This window comes from Mesorhizobium sp. M1E.F.Ca.ET.045.02.1.1, assembly GCF_003952485.1.
In the GTDB taxonomy this organism is placed as follows: domain Bacteria; phylum Pseudomonadota; class Alphaproteobacteria; order Rhizobiales; family Rhizobiaceae; genus Mesorhizobium.
Window position 1 is genome coordinate 625,572 of record NZ_CP034447.1, and the last position, 21,582, is coordinate 647,153.

A 21,582-nucleotide genomic window follows, 5' to 3' on the forward strand; every position below is an offset into this window, starting at 1 on the left:
TAGACCACGGAGCGCCCTTCAAGTCTTGGCACATCGTGCCAAGACTTTCTTTTTTGCCAGGATGTCCGCTAGTCTAGATCAGTTCATCGTTTCACGGAAACGCTGAACTGCTCTAACTATTTGTTTTCACGCAATTCCGGACGGAAAACCGTTACACACTTTTCCTGGAATTGCTCCAAAGCGCGTCACGCTGAAACGGGTTCAGGCGACGCGCCTTAAGCTTGTTTTTATGCTGTCGTTTTCGCAAAACCGCTGCGCAGTTTTGCGCGATATGCATTGAGGCAAGCAGTGACAGCGCCGCTGCGCGGTCAATGCGCAACGGCGAACGCCACGCCGAAACGGTTTTCCTCGGTAAAGGTTCGATCGGCTCGGCAGGATTATGCGGCGTGAGCCAACGACGCCTGAACCCCGTATTCAAGGGCGGAGTCCAGAATCGTATGCCAAAGGCTGTCGGCGAAGCTGGTTAAGACAAGCATGTTGAAGATAGCGTGCCCGTCCGTGCTATCCGCCCCGCGCCATATATTCATCGCCGTGTGGTCGATCGAGGTTGTCGCCGCGGCGCCCGGAGGGAACGCCCTGTCATCCAGATCCAACGAGCAAAACTTCGCCAGCGCCTGACGGACGCGGGGCCCGCCAATCCGGATCAGGCAGCGCCCATCTGACTGGTCGGAGAGAGACGCGGCGCCGGCGAAGGCCTCTGACAGTTTGGCAAATTGATCCTCTGCCGATTGCGCAGAAACGGCGATGAACTGGTCCGGGCCTGACCAGATCAGCGTAGCGTGCCGACCCATTGCGGCACTGGGAGAGGTCGGAGGCTCAATGCCGAACACCTTCTTGGCTGCCTTCGCGGTCCCGGCCGCTCTGCCACGCCGCGTCATGACCTGAACCAGGCTGATGTCGCGCACCTCCTCCAGCGTAACGCCCACTTGCGTACCGGTCACGCCGTGGTGACCAGGGACGAGCGCGCTCTCCAGCGGCGATTGGGTGTTCCAGGAAAATTCAGCCACGCTGACGTACTCCTTCTGGATCGTAGAAGACGGGGCTGCAGATCTCGGCTTCGTAATCCTCGCTCCGCATGGGATCATGGATGCGGACGATCTCACCAATTCGCTCGCGCCCGCGTTCGACCAGACCAAGGCCGATCCATTGGTCAAGCATCGGCGAGAAGCAGACCGATGTGACGTAGCCCTGGTCCGTTTGCGGACCTGGGCTCGCCCCTTTGGGTATGACGTGTGCGCCAGAACGCAGGCGGCGTGCCCGGTCGAGCGGCTTTATGCCGACGACAACCTGGCGGTTCGGAGCCGTCAACGCCTCGCGGCCAGCCATGACGCGCCCGATAAAGTCCTTCTTCTTGGACATCATCTTGCCAAGGCCGAGATCATCGGCCGTGGTTGTGCCGTTGAGCTCGGGGCCGGCGACATGCCCCTTCTCGATGCGCATGACGCCGAGCGCTTCGGTTCCGTAGGGCGTCACGCCGTAGGGTCTGCCGGCGATCATCAGGTTCTCGGCCATCGCCGCGCCGTAGCGCGCCGGCACCGAGATCTCGAAGGCCATTTCGCCTGAGAACGAGATGCGGAACAGGCGAGCGGTCACACCTCCGCGCAGCTTGACCTCCCGGGCGCCCATGAACGGGAAGCCCTCGTTGGTGAGATCCTCCGACGGATCGGCCAGAGCCTGCAGCAGTTTGCGGGTGTTCGGACCGGCGATAGAGAACTGCGCCCACTGGTCGGTGGCGCTGGTCAGCTGCACATCGAGCTCCGGGAACAGCACCTGGCGGCAGAATTCGAGATGCTGCATCACCGGCCCGGCCTTGGCCGTGGTCGTGGTCAGAAAGTAATGGTCTTCGGCCAGACGCGACGTCGTCCCATCGTCCATGACGATGCCGTCTTCGCGCAGCATCAGACCATAGCGCGCCTTGCCCACCGCGAGCGAGGAAAAGGCATTGATATAGACGCGATCGAGGAACACGCCTGCGTCGGCGCCGCGGACGTCAACCTTACCGAGCGTGGAGACGTCGCAGAAGCCAACACCGTTGCGCACGGCCAGCACTTCACGGGTGACCGATTCCAACCAGTCTTTCTCGCCGGCGCGCGGATACCATTGCGCGCGCTTCCAGAGGCCCGTGTCGACAAACACTGCACCCTGTTTAGCGGCCCAACGATGCGATGGCGTGAGCCGGGTGGCATGGAAATTCTCGCCGCGGTGGTGACCGGCGAAGGCACCAATAGCGACGGGCGCGTATGGCGGACGGTAGATCGTCGTGCCGGTCTCGGGAATGGTGCGACCGCTTGCTTCCGCCATGATGGCGAGGCCGTTGATATTGGACGTCTTGCCCTGGTCGGTAGCCATGCCGAGTGTCGTGTAGCGCTTCAGATGCTCGACGCTCTCGAAGCCTTCCCGCTGCGCCAGCGTCACGTCCGATGCGGTAACGTCGTGCTGGAAGTCGACGAAGGCCTTGCCCTTGCCTTTAACATGCCAGAGCGGCGCGATCGCATAGACCTCATCGTCCGCCTTAGATGCCTCTCCCGGCTTGCCGGCAGCACCGCATTCGGCGGCCGCCTCGGCTCCCGCGCGATGGCCTTCGCGAAGGCAGGCGCCGAGCGAGAGCTCGCCATTGGCGGCACCGGCCGTGGCCATCCCCTTCGGCGCGTTGCCCGGCACGAATGCCGCGATATCCTCGCGCCAGGTCGGCTTGCCACGATGGAAGCAAGACAGACCGACATTTGGGTTCCATCCCCCCGAAACAGCGAGGCAGTCCGTATCGATACGCTGCGTTAGGCCATTCTTGTCGTTGGTCACGACGATGCTGCGCACACCGTCAACGCCGCCCTTGACGTCGGATACGACCCCGGCGAGCACGCGCAGATCGTAAGTATCGACAAGTCTCTGGTATTGCGCCGGCACCTCATTGCGGGGGTCGATTACCGCCACGACGTGGGCACCGGCCCGCTCGATGGTCTCGACCGTGCGCCAGCCATCATCATTGTTGGTAAACAACGCCACACGCTTACCTGGCAGAGCCGCAAAACGATTGACATAGGTCCGGACGGCGGATGCCATCATCACGCCTGGCCGATCATTGCCAGAAAAAACGATCGGCCGCTCAATCGCGCCGGCGGTCACCACCGACCGCTTGGCAACGATGCGCCAAATCCGCTGCCGCACCTGATGACGATCCGGCATAGCGACGTTGTCGCTGACGCGCTCGAGCGCGGCGTAGGTGCCACCATCATAGACGCCGAACAGGGCAGTCCTGGTCATGACACGGACATTGGGCAAAGAAACGAGTTCGCGAGTCGCGCCGCGCAGCCATTCCCTGGCATCCAGGCCATCGATCTCGCCGCCGTCACTAAGCAGACGGCCGCCAATCAGGGTATCTTCTTCAACGAGAATGACGCGCGACCCGGCGCGGCCGGCGGCGAGCGCCGCCGACAGGCCGGCGGGACCGGCACCGACCACGAGCACGTCACAATGGGCCCAAGCCTTGTCGTAGTGGTCTGGGTCCGGCAATTCGGCGCTCTTGCCGAGGCCTGCAGCGCGGCGGATCATCGGCTCGTAGATGGACTCCCAGAACTTCGCCGGCCACATGAAGGTCTTGTAGTAGAAGCCGGCGACGAAGATCGGGGCGAACAACTGGTTGACCGACAGGAAGTCGCGACGCAGCGACGGCCAGCGGTTCTGGCTGTTCGCGATCAATCCGTCATAGAGTTCCTGCGTGGTCGCGCGCGTGTTCGGCTCGCGCCTGGCACCGGAGCGCATCTCGACGAGCGCGCTCGGCTCCTCCGAGCCGGCGGTGACGATGCCGCGCGGGCGGTGATACTTGAACGACCGCCCCACGAGCTTGACGCCGTTGGCGACGAGCGCGGAAGCCAGCGTGTCCCCGGCAAACCCGGTCATGGTCTTGCCGTCGAATGAAAACTGGAGCGGCGACCGGCGGTCGATGATGCCGTCGCTAGGCAGCCGGTGCGACTGGCTGGCGGGCGTGACGCCTGCGCGGGCATTGGCTTCCATCGGCGCTGTCCTGGCGAGCGGTTCGGATTGCGAATAGCCCGACATCGTCATTCTCCTGCCCGCACCGCCGAGGCAGCGCCCGCACCCGGAGCCGCCGTCACGGAAATAAACTCATGAGTGACGGTGTTGCGCTCGGCCACCAGCCAGGAACGGCAGCCGCCGCCGTGGTACCAATATTCGCGCATCACACCCGCTACGTTGTCGCGCAAGTAGACGTAGTCGTAGAACGCATCCTCGACACGGTCGGGGCTTTCACGGCCATCGACGGCGAAGTTGGGCCGCTCGGGCGAAGCATCGCCAAGATAGGTGAACTCGCCGTTTTCGCGTTCGCCGCAGAAGGGACATGCAATTCGCATTCCGCCAGTCTCGCTTTTCAGTGAAGGTTCGGCTGGGCACCTTGGCCCTTTTCATCGATCATCGCGCCGCGGCGAAACCGGTCAAGCCGGAACAGCGCGGCCTCGGGATGCGCCTCGTCGCGCGCCAGCAGATGGGCGAAGACGAGACCCGATGCCGGCGTCGCCTTGAAGCCGCCATAGCACCAGCCGGCGTTGAGGTAGAGGCCGTCGATCGGGCTCTTGTCGATGATCGGCGAGCCGTCCATCGACATGTCCATGATACCGCCCCATTGCCGCAGCATGCGCACGCGGCCGATCATCGGCATGATGGCCATGCCGCCCTCGCAGACATCCTCCATGACCGGCATGTTGCCGCGCTGGGCGTAGGAGTTGTAGCCGTCGAGATCGCCGCCAAAGACCAGCCCGCCCTTGTCGGACTGGCTGACGTAGAAGTGGCCGGCGCCGAAAGTGATGACGCCCGGGATCAGGGGCTTGATCGCTTCGGACACGAAGGCCTGCAGCACATGGCTTTCGATCGGCAGCCGCAGTCCCGCCATCGCCGCGACGCGCGACGAAGAGCCGGCGACTGCCATGCCGACCTTGCCGGCGCCGATACGGCCGCGGGTAGTCTCGACACCGGTCACCTTGCCGTTGGCGTCGCGCACAAAGCCGGTGACCTCGCAGTTCTGGATGATGTCGACGCCGCCTTCACTGGCAGCGCGCGCATAGCCCCAGATGACCGCATCGTGGCGGGCGGTGCCTGCGCGGCGCTGCAAGAGGCCACCCATGATTGGGAAGCGGGCGTTGTCGTAGTTCAGGAACGGCAGTTCCTTGCGGATCTGCACTGCGTTGAGGAGTTCGGCGTCGATGCCGTTGATGCGCATGGTGTTGCCGCGCCGGGCGAAGGCATCGCGCTGGGCGTCGGAGTGATAAAGGTTGATGATGCCGCGCTGGCTGACCATCGTATTGTAGTTGAGGTCCTGCTCCATGCGCTCCCACAGCTTCATCGACAATTCGTAGAAGCCGGTGTTGCCGGGCAGGCCGTAATTGGAGCGGATGATAGTGGTGTTGCGGCCGGCATTGCCGGAGCCGATCCAGCCCTTCTCCAGCACCGCGACATTGCGGATGCCGTATTCGTGGGCGAGGAAATAGGCCGTCGCCAGTCCGTGGCCGCCGCCGCCGATGATGACGACATCATAGCGGCTCTTGGGTGCCGGATCGCGCCATGCCCGCGTCCAACCCTTGTGGCCGGACAGTGCGGCACGCGCCAGGGAGAAGATCGAGTATTTCATCGCGTCAAATTCCGCCGTTTAGTCTTGGAGCGACCTCGCTGGTCGTTCGAAAATCGCTCCGCCGGGAGTAAGGGGCGAGCGGCGGAGCGATTTTCTACGCGGACTCAGACGTCCAGCGTGTGGTCGCGCTCCCACTGCGTGAAGTGCGAAGCGTAGGAGTTCCACTCCTGGGTCTTGAGCTTGATGTAGGCGGCGGAAAATTCCTCACCCATCGCTGCTTTCAACTCGGCGTCATCGTCATAGGCGCGAAGCGCGTCGAGCAGATTGAGCGGCAGCTTGGCGCCATGCGTGACGGTGTGCCCGTCCTTGTACATGTCGATGTCGCTGCGTTGGCCTGGATCAGCCTTGGTGCGGATGCCGCTGAGGCCGGCGGCGATGATGGCTGCCTGCATCAGGTAGGGGTTGGCGGCGCCATCTGGCAGACGCAGCTCGAAGCGGCCGGGGCCAGGCACGCGCACCATGTGGGTGCGGTTGTTGCCGGTCCAGGTCACCGTGTTCGGCGCCCAGGTCGCGCCCGAGATGGTGCGCGGCGCATTGATGCGCTTGTAGGAATTGACCGTCGGGTTGGTGATCGCCGCCAGTGCCGAGGCATGCTTCATGATGCCGCCCAGGAAGTGCCTGCCCTTTTCCGACAGACCCAACTCCATTTCCTTGTCGGCGAAAGCATTGGTCTTGCCGGTGAGATCCCATACCGAGATATGGGCATGGCAACCACTGCCCGTGAGGCCCTGGAAGGGTTTCGGCATGAAAGTCGCGCGGAGACCATGTTTCTCCGCAATGGACTTGACCATGAACTTGAAGAAGGAATGCTTGTCGGCTGTGGCCAGGACATCGTCGAATTGCCAGTTCATCTCGAACTGGCCATTCGCATCCTCATGGTCATTCTGATAGGGCTGCCAGCCAAGGTCGAGCATGGCATCGCAGATTTCGGCGATCACATCGTAGCGGCGCATCACCGCCTGCTGGTCGTAGCAGGATTTCGACGCCGTATCGTACTCGTCGCTGATCTGCTTGCCGTCGGGCGTGACAAGGAAGAATTCCGGCTCGACGCCGGTCTTCACGCGCATGCCTTCCTTGGCGGCTTCGGCAACGAGCCGCTTCAGGGTGTTGCGCGGCGCCTGGCCGACACCCTTGCCCTCCATCAGGCAGTCGGAAGCAAGCCAGGCGACTTCCGGCTTCCACGGCAGTTGGATCACCGAAGAAGCATCCGGCACCGCCAGCATGTCGGGGTGCGCCGGCGTCAGGTCAAGCCAGGTGGCGAAGCCGGCGAAGCCTGCGCCCTCCTTCTGCATGTCCCCGATGGCCTGCGCCGGCACCAGCTTTGCGCGCTGGCCGCCGAACAGATCCGTATACGAGACCATGAAATACTTGACGTTGCGAACCCTTGCGAACTCTTGGAGATCAGCCCCCTCAGACTGATCGATTTTGGCTTCAAAGGCCTTATTCATTGTCTACTGCTCCCATTCTTCTGGTTTTAGAAGCCACCCTGCCCTGGTACCCAATTCGTCCCAGCGAGCGGCACGCCGGCCATGGCTGCCGCCTCGATCGAAAGCGAACAGAGATCTTCCGGCTCGAGATTGTGCAGGTGATTTTTGCCGCAGGCGCGGGCGATGGTCTGCGCCTCCAGCGTCATCACCTTCAAGTAGTTTGCGAGCCGCCGTCCGGCCACGATCGGGTCGACCCGCTTCATCAGCTCGGGGTCCTGCGTGGTGATGCCCGCCGGGTCCTTGCCTTCATGCCAGTCGTCATAGGCGCCGGCGGTGGTGCCGAGCGCGTTGTAATCCGCCTCCCAGCGCGGATCGTTGTCGCCGAGCGCGACCAGCGCCGCCGTGCCGATCGAGACCGCGTCGACACCGAGCGCCAGCGCCTTGGCGACGTCGGCGCCGTTGCGGATGCCGCCGGAAACGATCAGCTGCACCTTGCGGTGCATGCCGAGATCCTGCAGCGCCTGCACCGCCGGCCTGATGCAGGCAAGCGTCGGCTGGCCGACATGCTCGATGAACACTTCCTGCGTGGCGGCGGTGCCGCCCTGCATGCCGTCAAGAACCACGACGTCGGCGCCGGCCTTCACCGCAAGGGCGGTATCGTAATAGGGGCGAGCGCCACCGACCTTGACATAGATCGGCTTTTCCCAGTCGGTGATCTCGCGCAGCTCCAGGATCTTGATCTCGAGATCGTCCGGCCCGGTCCAGTCGGGATGACGGCAAGCCGAGCGCTGGTCGATGCCCTTGGGCAGCGTGCGCATTTCGGCGACGCGGTCGGAGATCTTCTGGCCAAGCAGCATGCCGCCGCCGCCGGGCTTGGCGCCCTGGCCGACGACGACCTCGATCGCATCGGCGCGGCGCAGGTCGCGCGGGTTCATGCCATAACGCGACGGCAGGTATTGGTAGACCAGCGTCTTGGAATGACCGCGCTCCTCCTCGGTCATGCCGCCGTCGCCAGTGGTGGTGGATGTCCCGGCGAGCGTGGCGCCGCGGCCGAGCGCTTCCTTGGCCGGACCGGACAGCGAGCCGAAGCTCATGCCGGCAATGGTGATCGGGATCTTCAGCTCGATCGGCTTCTTGGCATGGCGCGAGCCCAGCACCACGCTGGTGTCGCAGCGCTCGCGATAGCCCTCCAGCGGATAGCGCGAGATCGAGGCGCCGAGGAACAAAAGGTCGTCGAAATGCGGAACCTTGCGCTTGGAGCCGCCGCCGCGGATGTCGTAGATGCCGGTGGAGGCGGCGCGGCGGATTTCCGAGATCGCATAGTCATCGAAGGTCGCTGACTTGCGCGGCGTCGTCGGAGGATTGTGGTAGCTCATGGTCGTCCTCAGTATGCGTCAGCGTTATCGATGTTGAAGTTGTAGAGCGTACGGGCCGAGCCGTAGCGGGAGAACTCTTCCGGCTTGGCATCCTTGATGCCGGCGCGGTCGAGCAGGTCCTGAAGCAGGGCGATGTGCTCGGGCCGCATCTCCTTCTTGATGCAGTCCGCGCCTAGGCTCTTGACCTTCCCGCGCACGAAAAGCCCGGCCTCATAGATCGAGTCGCCGAGCGCATCGCCGGCGTCGCCCAGCACCACCAGATTGCCGGACTGCGCCATGAACGCCGACATGTGGCCGATATTGCCGCGCACGACGATGTCGATGCCCTTCATCGAGATGCCGCAGCGCGAGGAGGCGTTGCCCTCGATGACCAGCAGGCCGCCGCGGCCGGTGGCGCCGGCATACTGGCTGGCGTCGCCTTTGACCACGATCTGGCCCGACATCATGTTCTCGCCGACGCCGGGTCCGGCCGAGCCGTGCACGGTAATAGTGCCGCCGTCATTCATGCCGGCGCAGTAATAGCCGACGCTGCCGCGCACATCGATGCTGACCGGCTGGTCGACGCCGACGGCGACCGAATGGCTGCCTTTCGGATTGAGCACTTCCCAGGCGGTCTCGTTCGAGCCGGGGGCGAGATTGTGCAGCGCCTGGTTCAGCTCGCGAAGCGAATTTTTGCCGAGGTCGAAGACACGCCGCGCAAAGCTCACTTCACGCGATGGCGCCGTGGCAACATTTGAAATATTCATGATCCTCAGTGCTCCCAGAAATAGACGGTGGACGGCTCCGGTTCCCAAACCCTGGCTTCCTCAATGCCAGGCAGGTTCGCCAATGCGCGATATTCCGAACCGAAGGCGACATACTGGTCGGTCTCGGCCATGACAGCGGGCTTGCAGGCGATCGGATCGCGCACGACGCCGAAGCCGTTCTTGGTGCCGACGACGAAGGTGAAGAAGCCGTCGAGGTCGTCCAGGCTGCTTTGCAGCGCCTCGCCGAGATTCTGCCCGTGAGCGATCTTGGACGAGAGGTAGGCGGCCGCGACTTCGGTGTCGTTCTCGGTCTCGAAGCGCATTCCGTCGCGGATCAGCTCGCGGCGAAGATTGTTGTGGTTCGAGAGCGAGCCGTTATGCACAAGGCACTGATCCGGGCCGGTCGAGAAGGGATGCGCGCCCAGCGTGGTAACGGCGGACTCGGTCGCCATGCGTGTGTGACCGATGCCGTGGCTGCCACCCATCCTGGCCAGGTCGAACCGCTTGACCACGTCGGCCGGCAGACCGACTTCCTTGTAGATCTCGATCGCCTCGCCGACGCCCATGAGGCGCACGTTTGGACGTAGCTCGGCGATCGCAGCGCGGGCTTCCTCGAGCTTGTCAGCGGGGACATCGAGGACGGCATGGGTCGACTTCACGATCGACGAGACCTTGGCCCCGATCTTCTTGCTGAGTTCGACTTCGAGCCCTTCGAAATCAGCCTTGGGGGTCGATGACTGGATGGTGATCTTGCCGTGCCCGGCCGCTCCACTGTCATAGATAGCTATGCCGGCGCTGTCCGGCCCCCTGTCGGTCAACGAGACCAGCATTTCCGACAGCAGAGCGCCTAACTTGGGTTCAAGCGATTTGTCTTTCAGGAACAGTCCAACAATCCCACACATCCCGTCACCTCCATTGGTTGTTACCTGACATGGAGGCTAGCAGGTTCCCCACTGCAATTCAACTGTCATGAATTTTTTTTTCCTCTAGAAAAACACAAACTCGTAGGAACCGGTTAAGATCCGGACCCTCGCGTTGAAAGCCACCGGTCTGGCGGAGATCCGTGACGTCTGCCGCAGGGCAACTCAAAGAGCGGCAGATGACGGCGCGTAGGTTTGACGCGCGAAGCTGGACACGCGACGGCGCCTGCGCAGCCCACGCATCCATAGCCAGTGTTGGAATGAACGGCGGATTACGTCAGCCGTTTCCGCGCCCGTGGGGATAAGAGATGATTGACAAATATCGCATCGGCAAATGCGTCAATTCTTCTGGACCGTGCGGCGCGTCGGCGTCGAAGAACAGACTATCACCCGGCGTCATCCGGTAAAGATTGTTGCCGTGGCGATACACGACCTCGCCTTCCAGCATGTAGAGGAATTCCATGCCGTCATGCTGGAAGGTCGGGAAGACATCGGAGTCTTCTGTCAGCGTAATGAGATAGGGTTCGACGACAACTCCGCTCGAATCCGAACCGATATGGCCCAGCAACGTATACTGGTGTCCGGCACGCGTACCGCGTCGTTCGACATCCACGCCCGATCCCGCTTTGACGAAGACGGCCTTGCGCTCTTCCTCAAAACCGCGAAAAAATGCAGTCACCGGCACGCCCAGCGCGCGCGATAGCGCCTGCAGCGTGGTCAATGACGGCGAGGTGATGCCGTTCTCGATCTTGGACAGCATGCCGACCGAAAGACCCGTGGTGACGGCGAGATCGGCAACGGTGATGCCCAGTTTCTTGCGAAAGGCGCGAACCTCGTGGCCGATCGCAACCTCGAGCACGTTCTCGCGCGTGTCGCGAACGGCGTGGGGATCCTGGCTGAGAGGCTTGCCGCGTGGCGGCGGCGGAGAGCTGGCGATTACCGGTCCTGCCATTTTAACCGGAGTCAGCACCTTGCCGCCCTTCTTCTCCGCCTTTACCGCCTGCATTTTACCCGCCTTAGCCGTCGCCATGTTCACTGCCGTTGGTTGATTCATTTTACCAACAGTAAACATCTTTAGCTGAGGATACAACTCAGGATAATTGACGAGAAGGCGACGCCTGAGCGCCCACGGCTGCTGAGGCTATTTCATCAGCAGTATTTGCAGGTCGGCGACATTTGTCCCGGTGGGCCCCGTGAGAAGCAAATCGCCTGAAGTCGCCAATGCAGGGTAGGAATCGTTGTTTCTCAGATGGGCTTCTGGCTTGCAGCCATGCCGGCGCATCCGTTCTGTTGATCCGGGATCGACAAGGGCGCCCGCCGCGTCTGTCGGTCCGTCCCGACCGTCGGTGCCACCACTGAGAAAGACCCATGGACGCCGGATCGGTTGTCGTTCATTTAGAAGGGCAAACCGAAGAGCCAGTTCCTGGTTGCGCCCGCCTCTCCCGCTTCCGCGTACCCTCACAGTCGTCTCTCCTCCGGCGACGATTGCCACCGGCCCCTCGTGTCTCGCCGTGACCAGGGCGAGGCGGTGAAGAGCTTGGGCCGCCTCCGAAACATCTCCGTTCAGCCAGTCGGCGGCCTTGATGACCGTGAAATAGCGCTCTTTGGCGCTATCCATCATGCGCTGCAGGCTGATGGCGTTGCTGCCGATCACGACATTTTCGACATGATCAAAGCTCGCACATGCGCGATCTTCGCCAGCAACCAGATCGTCCAGTTGCCTGCGCATAATCGCGGGAAGCACCTTAAGCAGGTTGTGACGTCGAAGAACAATGACGGCGTCGGAAACACCGGTCGCGGGCTTTGCCGTAGGCCCGCTAGCGATTGTGGCGACATCGTCGCCGGGCACGTCCGAGAGTACCAGCGACAGCGTCTTGGCGCCTGACGTCAGTTCCGCGAGACGCCCGCCCTTCAGTCTTGAGAAGATCTGTCTTACAGCATTGATTTCGGAAATGTCGGCGCCACAACGAACCAGGGCTTCGTTGAGTGCCACCTTATCGGCAAGTGAAATACCCGGCGCAGGCGCGCAGACGAGGGCTGAGCCCCCGCCACTAATCAGTAGCAGCATGAGGTCCTCAGGCGACGCCGAGCGCACGGCCTCTTCAATCGCCCTGCCGGCTTCGAGGCTTCCCTCGTCAGGCAACGGATGACCGCCGACAATGACCTCAATGCCCTCGATGTCCAACACGTTTTCGCGACTGGTGACCACGCACGCCTTGCGCAGTTTGTCCCCGACGAAACGCAGCGCCGTCCCTGTCATCAGGCACGCCGCTTTGCCCAAGGCAATCAGGATGACGCCGCGAGCGGCGGCGATGTCGGACTCTCTTGCTTTCAAGGCGGACGCGACCGCCGCCTCGGGATCGGATGCGGCAATGCCTTGGCGAAACAGCTGGAACGCCTGCATCCGCAGCTCAACCCAGGAGGAAGCCGAGCTGTCGAGGCTCATCACACGACCCGATCCGGCACCGGGCGCCCGTCGAAGAACGCGACCAGATTCTCCACTGCCTGCATTCCCATGGCCACCCGGGTCTCCTTGGTAGCACTGCCGAGGTGCGGCAAAAGCACGACGTTTTCCATATGCTTCAGCGGCTCTGGAATTTGAGGTTCGCCGTCAAAAACGTCGAGCCCGGCACCGGCGATCTCGCCGCGCCTTAGCGCTTCGATCAAGGCGTTTTGGTCGACCACGTCACCGCGGGCGGTGTTGATGAGAAAGGCGCCACGTTTCATCGCAGCCAGGCGGGAAGCATTGATAAGGTGCCGGTTCTCAGTGCCGCCAGGACAATGAAGCGACACGAAGTCCGCCTGTGCCAGCACCTCCTCCACGCTCGACAGTTGTCTGGCTCCCATGGCAACGATTTCTTCGTCGTCCACTTTCGAGCGATTGTAAAAGACCACGTTCATGCCGAAGCCGAACCGCGCGCGTTGGGCGGTCGCTTTGCCGATCCGGCCCATTCCAATGATCCCAAGCGTTTTGCCGGAGACCTTCGAGCCGATCATGTGCGTCGGACACCAACCGGGCCATTCGCCGGCGCGCAACTGACGTTCGCCCTCGCCCGCCCGACGAGCGACCGAAAGCATCAGGCACATGGCGATGTCGGCAGTGCAATCGGTCAGCACGCCGGGAGTGTTGGTCACGGCGATCTCGTGCCTGCGTGCAGCGTCGATATCGATATGACTGAAGCCGACGCCGAAATTGGCAATGACCTTGGTTCGAACCTTGGTTTCAGGGAAGACAGACGCCGACAAATTGTCACTGACAGTCGGCAAGATCGCTTCAAAATCCCGGAACGCAGCCCTGAGCTCATTGGAAGTCAGCGGCGTATCATACCGATTGAGCGTTGCGTCGAACCGCTCAGCAAGTACCTGCTCGACAGCCGCGGGCCAGCGGCGCGTGACTATGACGCGTGGTCTCATCTGAATCCCCTCATCAACAGAAGGATGATCGTTAACGCCGCTTCAGAACCGGTCAGGCAACCTTTTTCCGTTGCCCAAGCACGTTCGCGATGGTCGAGCCAAATGCGGCCGGCGTCGGCACGATGACGACGCCGGCGTCCTTCAGGATCTCGACCTTCTCCTGCGCCGACTCGCCGAAGGCCGAGATGATGGCGCCGGCATGGCCCATGCGGCGCCCCTTCGGCGCCGAAAGCCCGGCGATGTAGGCAATCAGCGGCTTCGTCATGTTGTGCCTGGCCCATTCGGCAGCCTCGACCTCCTGCGGTCCGCCGATCTCGCCAATCATCACCACGGCGTCGGTTTCGTCGTCCTGCTCGAACAGTTCCAGGATGTCCTTGAAGGACGAACCGTTGATCGGATCGCCGCCGATGCCGACGCTGGTCGACACGCCGATGCCGAGCGCCTTCATCTGTGAGGCGGCCTCATAGCCCAGCGTGCCGGAGCGGCCGACGATGCCGACGCGGCCGGGGAGATAGATGCTGCCCGGCATGATGCCCATCAGCGCCTGTCCGGGCGTGATGACGCCGGCGCAGTTCGGCCCGACGAGGCGCATACGGTCCTCGAAGCGGTAGCGGCGCATGTAGCGCTTGACCTGCATCATGTCTTGCGAGGGGATGCCGTCGGTGATGCACACGCAAAGCTTGATGCCGGCATCCGCCGCTTCCATGATCGAATCGGCGGCGAAGGGCGGCGGCACGAAGACGATGCTGGCCTCGGCGCGGGTCTCGCGCACCGCGCCCTTGACGGTGTTGAAGACGGGCAGGCCGAGATGCGTCTGGCCGCCCTTGCCGGGGGTGACGCCGCCGACCAGCTTGGTGCCGTAACGCTTCATGTCCTCGGCATGGAAGCTGCCGATCTTGCCGGTAAAACCTTGGACGATGACGCGCGTGCTGCGGTTGAGCAGGATTGCCATTTTCTCGACCTCCCTCAGGCTGCTTTTTTCTTGGCGGCTTCGCGCCAGGCGGCGACGGCCTTTTCGGCGGCTTCGGCGAGCGTGTCGGCGACGATCACCGCCTCGCCGGATTCGGCCAGGATCTTGCGTCCCTCCTCGACCTTGGTGCCGGAGAGCCGCACTACCAGCGGCACGTCGACGCCGACCTCGCGGATCGCCTTGATGACGCCTTCGGCCACCCAGTCGCAGCGGTTGATGCCGGCGAAGATGTTGACCAGGATGGTCTCGACTTGTCTGTCGCCGAGCACGGCGCGGAAGGATTTCGCCACCCGCTCGGGCGAGGCGCCGCCGCCGATGTCGAGGAAGTTGGCCGGCTCGCCGCCGGCGATCTTGATCATGTCCATCGTCGCCATGGCGAGACCGGCGCCGTTGATGATGCAGCCGATATTGCCGTCGAGGCCGACATAGGAGAGGCCGCGGTCGCTGGCGAAGGTCTCGCGCGGGTCTTCCTGGCTCTTGTCGCGCAGCTCCGAGATTTCCGGTCGGCGAAACAGCGCGTTCTCGTCGAACGACATTTTTGCATCGAGCGCGACCAGGTTGCCGTCGCGGGTCACCACCAGCGGATTGATCTCCAGCATCGAGGCGTCGTAGTCGCGGAACACCTGGTAGCAGCCGAGGATGGTTTCGGTGGCCTTGCCGATCAGATTGCTTTCAAGCCCGAGGCCGAAGGCGATCTCGCGCGCCTGGAAGCCCTGCATGCCGACGCCGGGATCGACCGTGGCGCGGATGATCGAATTCGGCTTCTTTTCGGAGATGTCCTCGATCTCCATGCCGCCGGCGGCCGATGCCACGATCATGACGCGCTCTTCCTTGCGGTCGAGCACGAAGCCGAGATAGAGCTCCTGGGCGATGTCGACCGCCTCTTCGAGATAGAGGCGCGAGATCAGCTTGCCGCGCGGGCCGGTCTGCTGGGTCACCAGCTTGCGCCCGAGCATGGCCTCCGCCGCGTTGGAGATCTCCTCGTCATTGGAGCAGAGCTTGATGCCGCCGGCCTTGCCGCGCGCGCCGGAATGAACCTGCGCCTTCAGCACCCATTTCGAGCCGCCGATCTCGCGCGCCCGGTAGGTCGCCTGCTCAGGGCTGTAGGCGAGGCCGCCGCGCGGCACATGCACGCCGTGGCGGGCGAGCAGTTCTTTGGCCTGGTATTCATGAATGTCCATTCTATCCTCCCGAAAACTTTCAGTGGGCTGCTGCCTGTGCCTGGCCGGCGCGCTCGATCGCCTCGCTCACCACCAGCACGTTGCGGGCCATGCGTTCGGACGCGGCGTCGATCATCTTGCCGTCGAGTGCCGCGGCCCCCTTGCCGAGCGCTTCGGCTTCCTTGAGCACTTCGAGGATGCGCCTGGCACGCGTGACCTCCTTTTCCGGCGGCGAGAACACGTCGTTGGCCAATGCGATCTGCGAGGGATGGATCGCCCATTTGCCTTCGATGCCGAGGGCAGCCGCGCGTCTCGCAGCCGCCGTGTAGCCTTCCGGATCAGAGAAATCGCCGAACGGTCCGTCGATGGCGCGCAGGCCGTAGGCTCGGCAGGCGACCGTCATCCGCGACAGGGCGAAATGCCACTGGTCGCCGGGATAGTCGGGGTTCAGCCCGCCGATGTTGACGGTGCGCGCCTTGTTGCTGGCGGCATAGTCGGCGACGCCGAAATGCATTGCCTCCAGCCGGCCGGGCGTGGCGGCGATCGCCTCGACATTGGCCATGCCGAGCGCCGTCTCGATCAGGGCTTCGAGGCCGACGCGGGTCTTGAAACCCTTGGCCATCTCGATCTGGTTGACCAGCGCTTCGACCATATAGAGGTCGGCGGGAACGCCGACCTTCGGCACCAGGATCGTGTCCAGCCGGTCGCCGGCCTGTTCCATCACGTCGACCACGTCGCGGTACATGTAATGGGTGTCGAGGCCGTTGATGCGCACCGAGACTGTCTTGCCCTTGGCGCGCCAGTCGATGTCGTTGAGCGCCTGGATGATGTTCCTGCGGGCGCGCTCCTTGTCGGGCGGCGCGACAGCGTCCTCGATGTCGAGGAAGACGAAGTCGGCGGCGCTGTTCGCCGCCTTGTCGATCATCTCCGGGCTCGATCCCGGAACCGCGAGTTCGCTGCGCTGCAGCCTCAGTTTCTTGAGGTGGTTGATGGTGTGGCTCATCGTCCGCTCCTCACGCCGCCTCGGCGACCGGCATCGCGGCGGTGCGCCTGAAATGCTCGATCGCGGCCGCCACGCCCGAACCCGGCGCCAGGCGCACGCCGCAGTCGAGCAGCGCCAGTTCGGCGGCGGAGAGCGATGCAAGCACCATCACCTCGTTCAGCCAGCCGAGATGGCCGATGCGGAAGACCTTGCCGGCCACCTTGTTGAGGCCGCCGCCGAGCGAGGTCTGGTAGGCGCGGTAGGCGCGCTTGACGACTTCGGCGCTGTCGATGCCTTCCGGCACCAGGATGGCGCTCACCGTATCGGAATGCCATTGCGGTGCCTTGGCGCACAGCTTCAGCCCCCAGGCGTCGACCGCCTTGCGCACGCCTTCCGCCAGGCGATGGTGGCGGGCGAAGATGTTGTCCAGGCCTTCCTCGGCGATGAGATCGAGCGAGGCGCGCAGGCCGCGCAGCAATTGCGTGGCGGGCGTGTAGGGGAAGTAGCCGGTATCGTTGGCGCGGATCATGTCCTCGAAGGAGAAGTAGCAGCGCCGGTGGGTTGCCACCCGCGACGCGGCGAGCGCCTTCTTGCTGACCGACAGGAAGCCGAGTCCGGCCGGCAGCATGAAGCCCTTCTGCGAGCCGCTGACCGCGCAGTCGACGCCCCATTCCTCCTGGCGGAAGTCGATCGAGCCGATCGACGACACCCCGTCGACGAAGAGAAGGGCAGGGTGGTTCGTTGCATCGAGCGCGGCGCGGCAGCCGGCGACGTCGCTGGTGACGCCGGTCGCGGTTTCGTTCTGGGTGCAGAACACCGCCTTGATGCGATGCGCCTTGTCCGCGCGGAGCTTCTCCGCATAGAGGTCGAGCGGCACGCCCGTTCCCCATTCGCAGTCGATGACGTCGACCTCGAAGCCGAGGCGCTCGGCCATGTCGACCCACAGATGCGAGAACTGGCCGAAGCGCGACATCAGCACCCGGTCGCCGGGGCTGAGCACGTTGGTCATCGCCGCTTCCCAGGCGCCGGTGCCTGACGAGGGGTAGATGAAGACGCGGCCGGTCTCGTTCTTGAAGACCTTTTTGATGTCCTCGAACAGCGGCAGCGTGAGATTGGGGAAGGAAGCAGCACGCATGTCTTCCATCGGCAGGTTCATGGCCTGCCGGACCTCTTCCGGAATATTGGTCGGTCCTGGGATGAAAAGATGGGTAAAGCCGGCCATAAAGAGGATCCTCCCGAAAGACTTCGCAGACAAAGTGCCCTGCCGAACCATCATCGAGATTGCCCATCCGCTCACAACACCTGTCCAGATAGATTCCATGAGCCTTCTGGCATTGGGTCGAGCCCACACTTTCAGAAGCCCAGATGCGCCTATCGGATAGGTCAGACCCTACCCGCGCGCTGTCGAGTTTGCCTATGGCACCGGCAAACACGGAAACCGAACCTGCGCGCTGAGACCGCTGGGCGCAGAACGTGCCCGCGTGGGGATGGTTTGAATTGCGACCTGCATCAACCGCCCAACCCAACGGACCATCCGACGACGGTCGGACATCCTACCAGTTGGGAGAGGTTCGACGTGATGCGGCCTCGCAAAGGCTGGTGCAACCCGTCTAGTCATCGCACTCGTGCAGCGCACCCGCGATGACTGACGGCCGGTGCCGCTGTGGAATTTGGCGGAAACCGCGGGCGTTCAAGATGCGGCGCCACTGGAAGCGCATGCGTCGCTCTGGCGACCAGCTATCAGCCGAACTTTCTTGCGGAGGCGGCGCCGAAAGTACCATCGTCGATGCATTACACGCCTCGCTGCGCGACGCCACGCGGCAGCGAAATGGAATACTGACAAGAAGGCCTCGTTGCGGCTTGGTGGCCCTGGCGACTGCCGACGCGAGCACGAACCGGCGCGAACTCGCAGTATCTTCGCTCAAGCGAGACGGCTGTGATGCCTCCCGCTTGCTGCCACCGTCGCCAGGATCCGGGCCCGACGATAGGCATCCGGGATGGACAAAGCCCATACGAACAACCCGAACGCATGTCGCCCGATGTACGACTGATCCGGTGTTGTCGTCGTGTAGCTGATCACCGAAAAGAAAAGCACGAAGAAAGCAAACGCCAGCCCGCGCTTTGCGTCGCGCACAGCGAAGTGACCCGCCCCGGGGAAGAGTATCGCCAGAGCAAGGACCAGATAGGGATTGATTGGCTTGTCCATCGACGACCTCAGGCGGCTTCGTAGACTGGAATAGTGGACTCGCCCGCAGCCAGCGCCTCGCTCAATGACTTCGCCTCCACGACCGCCTTGCTGACGAGGTCGGCTGAAATCGTCACAACGGCAAAGCGGATCTGCCGCAGGAATAGATGTGCCGCGCGCTCGCCCTGGGCGGCGTGACGGATCACCCGGGTGCCGCGCGGCGCAATGACGGCTTCCTTCACGCCCGGATCGGAAAAGAGGCTGCGGAACATCGTTGCGGCACGCTCGACCTGCCACGCAGTGGCGCGACCGTCGCCTCGCATCAATAGTGAAGTGTCCGTGTCCGGCGGCGCCATCCATTCAGGCAAGTCGTGAACGAGCGAATAATATTCAGCACCGGTCGGGCGGGCGAGCGCACCAATCGCTGGCCGGCTGCACTCGCGAAGTTCGCTTAGTGTCACTCTGAGCCACAGCTGCGGCAGTCGGCGCGTCACCATGGTGTCGGCAAGGAGTTCAACCCGGACCTGACGACCGTCCTCAAGGCGGCTTGTGAGAATAGGAAACTGGTCGGGAGCGAAGGTGATCCGAGCGTCTGGAAAAAGCGTCGACGCCTCGTCAAGAAGCCTCCTGCGCTGCGCGAGGATGGCACGATGGTCGCTGATCGCCCGCTTGCCCATCCAGGCACAGGCAGCGGCGACAAATGCGACAAGAGCGATTGTGGTGATCATTCGAGATCGCCTTGATGAGAACATAGCGGCGCAGAAGGCACGCCGCCACGTTACGGGTTCAATAACCGGCGGGCTTCGGCCAGGGCATGGTGAACTGGTCACCCCGACGCACGAACTGGTAGCGCCGGAAATGGAACCAGAGCGATGCCACGATGTAGAAGCACATCATCGCGCTGAGCTGCGTGCCATAGCCGAGGAAAACGGCGAAATAGGCAGCAGCGCATAGCGTCAGAAGCACAATCACCGGCAGCGGGTGGAGCGGATGCACGTAACCGCGCTTGATTGTGTCGAGCGGCCACTTGCGCCGGAACATGACCATGTTGAAGGTCATGAAGGTGTATCCGAGCAGGCCCGACAAGATCGAGAAGGTCACGACCTGGTCGAGCGGCGCGCCGAGCGCGAAGATGAGGGCGATGGGAACCAGGAATACGATCGACCGGTACGGCGTGCGGTAGACCGGGTGCACCGCGCCGAACCAGCTCGGCAGGTAGCGGTCGCGGCCCATCGAGAACCAGGCACGCGAAGCGTCGTTGATGCATCCGTTCGCAGAAGCGAGTGTCGAAAACATCGTACCGACGAAGAGCAGCACCATCAGGCCGGTGTTGCCCGTGACGCGCGCGGCGTCGAAGAGCGGCGTTCCGGCTTGACCGAGATATTCCCAAGGCAGGAGACCTGAGCAGACATACCAGGTCATGGTCGCGGCAATCAGCAGCGTCATGATGCCGGCCATGGTGCCGTAGGGCAGCGAACGCGCTGGCGATCGGACTTCTTCAGCCGCCTGGCAGGTTCCCTCGATGCCGAGATAGTACCACAAGCCGAAGTGCAGGGCCGCGACGATGCCGATCCAGCCATAGGGAAGCGGAGAGGTCGTGATCGCCGAAAAGTCCATCGGCACGGCGGAGGCACCGAGTTGCACCGAGACGAACAGGGCAATGATTGCCAGGAAGGCAATGGCCGTGATGACCAGATTGAAGGTCAGTGTAGCCAAAACGCCGCGGAAATTGAGCCACGCCAGGAACATGATGGAAAGGATGATGAACGGCTTCTGGTTGAGGCCGGTATGGCCCATCATCCCAGCGACCGTGTCAAGCAGATAGCCGACCGTAATCGCGTTGGCCGCCTCGAGCATGGTGTAGGCCATGACAAGGAACAGGCCGACATTGAACGCCATCAACGGCCCGACGATATGCTTGGCCTGAGCGTACTGGCCACCGGCGGCAGCAATGGTCGACGTCACTTCGGAGTCGATCATCGCCACGCAGGTGTAGAGCAGGCCAGCCACCCAGCAGGCGGCGAGCCCGGCGATCATGCCGCCTTTGCCGACAGAGAAGTTCCAGCCCATATATTCGCCGACGAGCACGATGCCGACGCCGAGCGCCCAGATATGGGCGGGGCCAAGAACGCGCAGGAGTTGAAGCCGCTCGGCTGCGGGTGCGGTTATAGTCACGTTTGCCATTTCCGTCCCCTCAGATCTGGTGGCGTTCGGCCGTCACCTCGATCTCGCCTTCGCGTGATGAGGTCAGCAACTCGTTGTCGTAGGTGGTGTCGATGCGAATGAGATTCATGAGCATCAGCGCACCGAACATGGCTGAGAGGGCCCAGGCCACGTACTCAAGAATGTTCCAGATATCCATGGTCGCCTTCCTATCGCCGCTTTGGATCGAAGCGTTCTTCGATCACTTCGCGGTATTCCCTGTCCGAAAGCCGCACGACCAAGACAAAATAGCCAATCACCAGCACCGCCATGACGAGCAGCGGGGCCCAACTGAAACTGTAATCGAAGCGGGCGGTGATGATGTCGTTCGCCGCAGCCGGGTCGGTAATTCCGATCGCTGCCCATTGCTTGGCCTCGGTCGCATTCTGACCGAGCGCTTCCCAGGTCGGATTGGCGATCGGGTTAGGCGTTTTGGCGGCGCCGGCAAAGCCCAGGTAAAGGGGCAAATAGAGGGCGCCCACCGTCAGCACGAGCAGGGTAATGACGTCGAAGACCTGACCGGCGAGGCCCTGTTTGGGAGGTTGATATGCCATTGCCAGCT

At 63.0% G+C, this 21,582-nt stretch carries 20 protein-coding genes; all 20 read right to left on the reverse strand.

Translation table 11 applies throughout. The features are described 5' to 3' along the window. Nucleotides 1-377: 377 nt before the first annotated feature. The 20 genes from EJ070_RS02920 to EJ070_RS03015 all read right to left on the reverse strand — a co-directional run bounded on the left by EJ070_RS02920 (nt 378) and on the right by EJ070_RS03015 (nt 21,574). Nucleotides 378-1,007 (reverse strand): sarcosine oxidase subunit gamma family protein, encoded by a 630-nt coding sequence (locus tag EJ070_RS02920; RefSeq protein ID WP_126089977.1) that lies wholly within the window; start codon nt 1,005-1,007, stop codon nt 378-380. Next, nucleotides 1,000-4,011 (reverse strand): sarcosine oxidase subunit alpha, encoded by a 3,012-nt coding sequence (locus tag EJ070_RS02925; protein WP_126095614.1) that lies wholly within the window; start codon nt 4,009-4,011, stop codon nt 1,000-1,002. Before EJ070_RS02925 ends, EJ070_RS02920 begins: the two co-directional genes overlap by 8 nt. A 47-nt stretch (nt 4,012-4,058) precedes the next feature. Next, on the reverse strand, nt 4,059-4,367 hold the full coding sequence (locus EJ070_RS02930) for a sarcosine oxidase subunit delta (RefSeq protein ID WP_126089978.1): 309 nt from the start codon (nt 4,365-4,367) through the stop codon (nt 4,059-4,061). Nucleotides 4,368-4,384: 17 nt separating this feature from the next. Continuing rightward, entirely contained in the window at nt 4,385-5,638 is a 1,254-nt protein-coding gene (locus EJ070_RS02935; protein ID WP_126089979.1) for a sarcosine oxidase subunit beta family protein, read from the reverse strand. A 104-nt stretch (nt 5,639-5,742) separates the two neighbouring features. After that, nucleotides 5,743-7,086, reverse strand: coding sequence for a type III glutamate--ammonia ligase (glnT, locus tag EJ070_RS02940; protein WP_126089980.1), 1,344 nt, complete (start codon nt 7,084-7,086; stop codon nt 5,743-5,745). Nucleotides 7,087-7,112: 26 nt separating this feature from the next. After that, entirely contained in the window at nt 7,113-8,441 is a 1,329-nt protein-coding gene (locus EJ070_RS02945; protein WP_126089981.1) for an FMN-binding glutamate synthase family protein, read from the reverse strand. Nucleotides 8,442-8,449: 8 nt separating this feature from the next. Further along, nucleotides 8,450-9,187: a GXGXG domain-containing protein gene (locus EJ070_RS02950; protein ID WP_126089982.1), complete on the reverse strand. Its 738-nt coding sequence runs from the start codon at nt 9,185-9,187 to the stop codon at nt 8,450-8,452. Nucleotides 9,188-9,192: 5 nt separating this feature from the next. Continuing rightward, nucleotides 9,193-10,089: a glutamine amidotransferase gene (locus EJ070_RS02955; RefSeq protein WP_126089983.1), complete on the reverse strand. Its 897-nt coding sequence runs from the start codon at nt 10,087-10,089 to the stop codon at nt 9,193-9,195. Between the two features lie 295 nt (nt 10,090-10,384). Further along, on the reverse strand, nt 10,385-11,059 hold the full coding sequence (locus EJ070_RS02960) for an XRE family transcriptional regulator (protein ID WP_245464913.1): 675 nt from the start codon (nt 11,057-11,059) through the stop codon (nt 10,385-10,387). 189 nt (nt 11,060-11,248) lie between these two features. Further along, nucleotides 11,249-12,553 (reverse strand): DUF4147 domain-containing protein, encoded by a 1,305-nt coding sequence (locus EJ070_RS02965; protein WP_126089985.1) that lies wholly within the window; start codon nt 12,551-12,553, stop codon nt 11,249-11,251. After that, the gene (locus tag EJ070_RS02970) at nt 12,553-13,521 is read right to left on the reverse strand and encodes a D-glycerate dehydrogenase (protein WP_126089986.1); all 969 of its coding nucleotides are present in this window, start codon (nt 13,519-13,521) and stop codon (nt 12,553-12,555) included. The genes EJ070_RS02965 and EJ070_RS02970 overlap by 1 nt, the downstream gene beginning before the upstream one ends. A gap of 52 nt (nt 13,522-13,573) precedes the next feature. Continuing rightward, nucleotides 13,574-14,473, reverse strand: coding sequence for a succinate--CoA ligase subunit alpha (sucD, locus tag EJ070_RS02975; RefSeq protein WP_126089987.1), 900 nt, complete (start codon nt 14,471-14,473; stop codon nt 13,574-13,576). A gap of 14 nt (nt 14,474-14,487) precedes the next feature. Further along, on the reverse strand, nt 14,488-15,672 hold the full coding sequence (locus EJ070_RS02980; RefSeq protein WP_126089988.1) for a malate--CoA ligase subunit beta: 1,185 nt from the start codon (nt 15,670-15,672) through the stop codon (nt 14,488-14,490). Between the two features lie 19 nt (nt 15,673-15,691). Beyond that, nucleotides 15,692-16,654 (reverse strand): CoA ester lyase, encoded by a 963-nt coding sequence (locus tag EJ070_RS02985; protein WP_126089989.1) that lies wholly within the window; start codon nt 16,652-16,654, stop codon nt 15,692-15,694. Between the two features lie 10 nt (nt 16,655-16,664). Further along, nucleotides 16,665-17,855 carry an aminotransferase class V-fold PLP-dependent enzyme gene (locus EJ070_RS02990; RefSeq protein ID WP_126089990.1) on the reverse strand — a complete coding sequence of 397 codons (1,191 nt, stop codon included), beginning with the start codon at nt 17,853-17,855 and terminating at the stop codon, nt 16,665-16,667. A 699-nt stretch (nt 17,856-18,554) separates the two neighbouring features. Beyond that, nucleotides 18,555-18,839 (reverse strand): hypothetical protein, encoded by a 285-nt coding sequence (locus EJ070_RS02995; RefSeq protein ID WP_126089991.1) that lies wholly within the window; start codon nt 18,837-18,839, stop codon nt 18,555-18,557. 8 nt (nt 18,840-18,847) lie between these two features. Then, nucleotides 18,848-19,546: a hypothetical protein gene (locus EJ070_RS03000; protein WP_126089992.1), complete on the reverse strand. Its 699-nt coding sequence runs from the start codon at nt 19,544-19,546 to the stop codon at nt 18,848-18,850. Nucleotides 19,547-19,604: 58 nt separating this feature from the next. Beyond that, a complete protein-coding gene (locus EJ070_RS03005; protein ID WP_126089993.1) occupies nt 19,605-21,002 on the reverse strand; it encodes an amino acid permease in 1,398 nt (465 codons plus the stop codon). A 10-nt stretch (nt 21,003-21,012) separates the two neighbouring features. Beyond that, a complete protein-coding gene (locus tag EJ070_RS03010; protein WP_189350760.1) occupies nt 21,013-21,180 on the reverse strand; it encodes a hypothetical protein in 168 nt (55 codons plus the stop codon). A gap of 10 nt (nt 21,181-21,190) precedes the next feature. Beyond that, nucleotides 21,191-21,574 carry a hypothetical protein gene (locus EJ070_RS03015; RefSeq protein ID WP_126089994.1) on the reverse strand — a complete coding sequence of 128 codons (384 nt, stop codon included), beginning with the start codon at nt 21,572-21,574 and terminating at the stop codon, nt 21,191-21,193. Nucleotides 21,575-21,582 lie beyond the last annotated feature (8 nt).

Coding starts and splice junctions, on each gene's coding strand:
- EJ070_RS02925 (WP_126095614.1), bottom strand. CDS start 4,011: ATGGAAGCCAATGCCCGCGCAGGCGTCACGCCCGCCAGCCAGTCGCAC.
- EJ070_RS02930 (WP_126089978.1), bottom strand. CDS start 4,367: ATGCGAATTGCATGTCCCTTCTGCGGCGAACGCGAAAACGGCGAGTTC.
- EJ070_RS02935 (WP_126089979.1), bottom strand. CDS start 5,638: ATGAAATACTCGATCTTCTCCCTGGCGCGTGCCGCACTGTCCGGCCAC.
- glnT (WP_126089980.1), bottom strand. CDS start 7,086: ATGAATAAGGCCTTTGAAGCCAAAATCGATCAGTCTGAGGGGGCTGAT.
- EJ070_RS02945 (WP_126089981.1), bottom strand. CDS start 8,441: ATGAGCTACCACAATCCTCCGACGACGCCGCGCAAGTCAGCGACCTTC.
- EJ070_RS02950 (WP_126089982.1), bottom strand. CDS start 9,187: ATGAATATTTCAAATGTTGCCACGGCGCCATCGCGTGAAGTGAGCTTT.
- EJ070_RS02955 (WP_126089983.1), bottom strand. CDS start 10,089: ATGTGTGGGATTGTTGGACTGTTCCTGAAAGACAAATCGCTTGAACCC.
- EJ070_RS02960 (WP_245464913.1), bottom strand. CDS start 11,059: ATGGCAGGACCGGTAATCGCCAGCTCTCCGCCGCCGCCACGCGGCAAG.
- EJ070_RS02965 (WP_126089985.1), bottom strand. CDS start 12,553: ATGAGCCTCGACAGCTCGGCTTCCTCCTGGGTTGAGCTGCGGATGCAG.
- EJ070_RS02970 (WP_126089986.1), bottom strand. CDS start 13,521: ATGAGACCACGCGTCATAGTCACGCGCCGCTGGCCCGCGGCTGTCGAG.
- sucD (WP_126089987.1), bottom strand. CDS start 14,473: ATGGCAATCCTGCTCAACCGCAGCACGCGCGTCATCGTCCAAGGTTTT.
- EJ070_RS02980 (WP_126089988.1), bottom strand. CDS start 15,672: ATGGACATTCATGAATACCAGGCCAAAGAACTGCTCGCCCGCCACGGC.
- EJ070_RS02985 (WP_126089989.1), bottom strand. CDS start 16,654: ATGAGCCACACCATCAACCACCTCAAGAAACTGAGGCTGCAGCGCAGC.
- EJ070_RS02990 (WP_126089990.1), bottom strand. CDS start 17,855: ATGGCCGGCTTTACCCATCTTTTCATCCCAGGACCGACCAATATTCCG.
- EJ070_RS02995 (WP_126089991.1), bottom strand. CDS start 18,839: ATGGACAAGCCAATCAATCCCTATCTGGTCCTTGCTCTGGCGATACTC.
- EJ070_RS03000 (WP_126089992.1), bottom strand. CDS start 19,546: ATGATCACCACAATCGCTCTTGTCGCATTTGTCGCCGCTGCCTGTGCC.
- EJ070_RS03005 (WP_126089993.1), bottom strand. CDS start 21,002: ATGGCAAACGTGACTATAACCGCACCCGCAGCCGAGCGGCTTCAACTC.
- EJ070_RS03010 (WP_189350760.1), bottom strand. CDS start 21,180: ATGGATATCTGGAACATTCTTGAGTACGTGGCCTGGGCCCTCTCAGCC.
- EJ070_RS03015 (WP_126089994.1), bottom strand. CDS start 21,574: ATGGCATATCAACCTCCCAAACAGGGCCTCGCCGGTCAGGTCTTCGAC.